This is a genomic window from Streptomyces milbemycinicus (assembly GCF_002154605.1).
GTDB classification, from domain to species: domain Bacteria; phylum Actinomycetota; class Actinomycetes; order Streptomycetales; family Streptomycetaceae; genus Streptomyces; species Streptomyces milbemycinicus.
The window spans coordinates 1-1,462 of sequence record NZ_MUNE01001104.1 but is presented as its reverse complement, the minus strand read 5'-3'; the positions used below and the strand labels follow the sequence as shown (position 1 = coordinate 1,462).

At 73.4% G+C, this 1,462-nt stretch carries 3 pseudogenes; all 3 read right to left on the bottom strand.

Annotation, left to right across the window (positions count from 1 at the left end):
- A pseudogene (locus tag CCN51_RS51355) lies at positions 1-245 on the bottom strand (alkanal monooxygenase); the annotation flags it as partial.
- Positions 246-358: 113 nt separating this feature from the next.
- A pseudogene (locus CCN51_RS51350) lies at positions 359-1,097 on the bottom strand (maleate cis-trans isomerase family protein).
- An 86-nt stretch (positions 1,098-1,183) separates the two neighbouring features.
- Positions 1,184-1,462 (bottom strand): annotated as a pseudogene (locus CCN51_RS51345) (hypothetical protein); the annotation flags it as partial.

Below are 1,462 nucleotides of genomic sequence, written 5' to 3'. Positions count from 1 at the left end.
CGCAGCGCCTGCGCGGCGGTCAGCCCGCTGCCGACGGTCGCCAGGTCCAGCACCGACAGCGGAATGGGGGCGCTTCCCCGGGGTGTGGCATAGACGCCGTGCCCCTGCGCCCCGCCCTGCTCACCCTGCTCACCCTGCGGGTCGCGCCCGCCCTGTGCGCTTGCTCGTCCTTCCGCGCCTTGCTGCTGGTTCTGCTCGCCCTGCTGGTTCTGCTGCTCGCCCTGCCGGTCCTGCTCGTCGGCCACGGTGGCCCGCCTCCCTGTCGCCCTGTCTGCGCCGCTCAGTGTGCGTCATTCCGCACCGCAGACTGCCAACCGGAGAATGGCTCCGCTTTATTCCCGTGGGGCTCCTGCTCTTCTCACGCCGCGCGGAAGAGCTCCCCGAGCCGGTCGGACGGCACCTCCCTCCCGAGCAGCCGCAGCCCCTCCCAGACCGTGACCTGGTTCGCCGTGAGCACCGGCTTGCCGACGGCCTCCTCCAGGTCGGGTATCCAGGCGGCGGTGTGCAGGGCGGTATCCGGAAGGAGCACCGCCTGGGCGTCGGGATGGTCGCCGGCACGGGCCAGCCGCAGNNCCGACCTCGGCGGCGGTGATGATCCCGCTGCCGCGCATCGCGACGACCTCCGCGCCCGCCGCCTTGAGAAAGGCCCTGAAGTGATCCGCGACATCCTCCGGATAGGTCGCGGCGATGGCCACCCGCTCGGCCTCCAGCGCCCGCACGGCGCGCGCGAAGGCGAAGGACGTGCTGGAGGCGGGCAGCCCCGCCGTCTCCGACAGCTCGCGCACCTGCTCATGCGCGCCGTCCCAGCCGAAGACGAAGCTGGCGCTGGTGCAGGCCCAGACCACGGCCTGGGCGCCGCGCGCCTTCAGCTCCTCCACCCCGGCGGCGAGCCGGGCGGCCGAACCCATCTCCAGCAGGGCGTCCACCCGATGGGCGTCCTCGCCGATATCAGTATGGACGAGGGGCAGCCGGACACCGGCATCGAGGATCGCTTCGAGCCGCGGATAGTCGTCCTCGGCGGAATATCCCGGGTAGAGGAAGCCCACGGTGTCGCCCACCGACTCGCCCTCAGCCCTGTCCGTCGCCGCTTCCACCATGGCTGCCTCCCTCTCAAGCGACCCCCACCGGCGCCGCCCCGTTCGCCTGACACTTCTCATACACCGCGGCCGCCCATCGCGTTCCCTCACACCGTCGGCGCATTGCCTCCCGACTCGTCCCGGTACGGGGCATCCCCCAGCCCGGAGCCGAACGCCGAGTCCGGGCCGCCACCAGCGCTGCCCGGCTCCCCGTCCGGCGCCGCCGGCGGCCCGGCGAGCGCCGCCTCGGGCTCCGGCAGGGGCAAGGGCGGGGTGGGATCGGTCAGCGGCACGGAGGGAATCACCACCGGCTCCACCGGCCCGACCAGGTGATCCATCGCCCCCGCGACGGGTTCCGCGGGGTCGCCCATCGGGCCGACCGGACC